Origin of the sequence: Devosia indica (genome assembly GCF_003056405.1) — a bacterium.
In the GTDB taxonomy this organism is placed as follows: domain Bacteria; phylum Pseudomonadota; class Alphaproteobacteria; order Rhizobiales; family Devosiaceae; genus Devosia; species Devosia indica.
The window spans coordinates 1-1321 of record NZ_PYVZ01000047.1 but is presented as its reverse complement, the minus strand read 5'-3'; the positions used below and the strand labels follow the sequence as shown (position 1 = coordinate 1321).

Sequence of the window (1321 nt, the reverse complement as noted above, 5' to 3'; positions counted from 1 at the left end):
GGGACTGTCAGTAATTTCGTGTGTGGCGGGCGATTGCATATTACGCCGCCATGGCTCGGATGAAGCGCTCGCCGAAGATTACAGCGAACTGCGCCTTGGCCATGGACCATTCACGTGGCGGCATTTTCCACTCTTTCTCTGACCGGTTCAAGATCAGATACAGCAATTTGGTGGCAGCATCGTCGCTGGGGAAGTGGCCCCTGGCCCTGACCGCCCGCCGCAGCTTTGAGTTCAGCGCCTCGATGGCGTTTGTGGTGTATACGATCCTGCGGACCTCGTCGGGGAAGCCAAAGAATGGGATGACCTCGCTCCAGGCGCGCCGCCAGCTCTGGCCGATGGCGGGATAGCGCTGGCCCCAATAGCCGGCCTCGAAGGCCGTCAGCGCCTGTTCGGCAGCGTCGGCATCGGTGGCGCGGTAAATCTGCTTGAGCGCACTTGCCAGCCCCCTGCGGTCCTTCCAGGAGACGAAGTCCATTGAGTTGCGCAGCAAATGGACGATGCAGGTCTGAACTACCGTCTCGGGGAATACGGCGGTAATCGCTTCGGGGAAGCCCTTGAGGCCATCGACGACCGCCAGCAGGATATCCTCGGTGCCGCGGTTCTTGAGCTCGTTCATCACCCGCAGCCAGAACTTGGCGCCTTCATTCTGCTCGAGCCAGAGGCCGAGCACCTCCTTGGCGCCATCGGCGCGCACCCCCAGGGCGATATGGATCGCCTTGTTGCGCACCATGCCTTCGTCGCGGATCTTGACCCGGATCGCATCGAAGAACACCAGCGGATAAACCGGGTCGAGCGGCCGTTGCTGCCAGGTGGCGACCTCATCGAGAACCGCGTCTGTCACCGTTGAGATAAGGTCCGGCGATACGTCAATGCCGTATAGCTCGCGCAGGTGCCCGGCGATCTCGCGCGTGCTCATGCCCCGGGCATACATCGACACGATCTTGTCGTCGAAGCCGGGGAAACGGCGCTGATACTTGGCGATCAGCTGCGGATCAAAGCTCGACTGCCGGTCGCGGGGCACGTCAATCTCCAGCTTGCCGGTCTCGGTCGTCACCGTCTTGCGGCCATAGCCATTACGCGTGTTGCCGGCGCCATCCTCGCCGGACAGATGATGATCCATCTCCGCGTTCAAGGCGCGCTCGGTCAGCGCCTTCTTGAGCGCGTCAAGCAAGCCACCTTGCTCAAAGGCAGCACTGGCAGCGCCGCCTGCCAGCAGTTGGTCGAGAAGCTCATTGGGGATTGCAGGCTCTTTGCGTCGAGACATAGGGGACTCCTTGTTTACCCACTATGCCCGACCACACACGGAAATCCTGACACTCCC

1 protein-coding gene is annotated in these 1321 nt (G+C 61.7%); it reads right to left on the bottom strand.

The window, feature by feature from the left end; translation table 11 throughout:
* Nucleotides 1-40: 40 nt before the first annotated feature.
* Nucleotides 41-1264, bottom strand: coding sequence for an IS256 family transposase (locus DDE76_RS19325; RefSeq protein ID WP_104893350.1), 1224 nt, complete (start codon nt 1262-1264; stop codon nt 41-43).
* Nucleotides 1265-1321: the final 57 nt, after the last annotated feature.

Excerpts from the sequence above, each read along its gene's own strand:
- DDE76_RS19325 (WP_104893350.1), bottom strand. The coding sequence starts at position 1,264 with ATGTCTCGACGCAAAGAGCCTGCAATCCCCAATGAGCTTCTCGACCAA.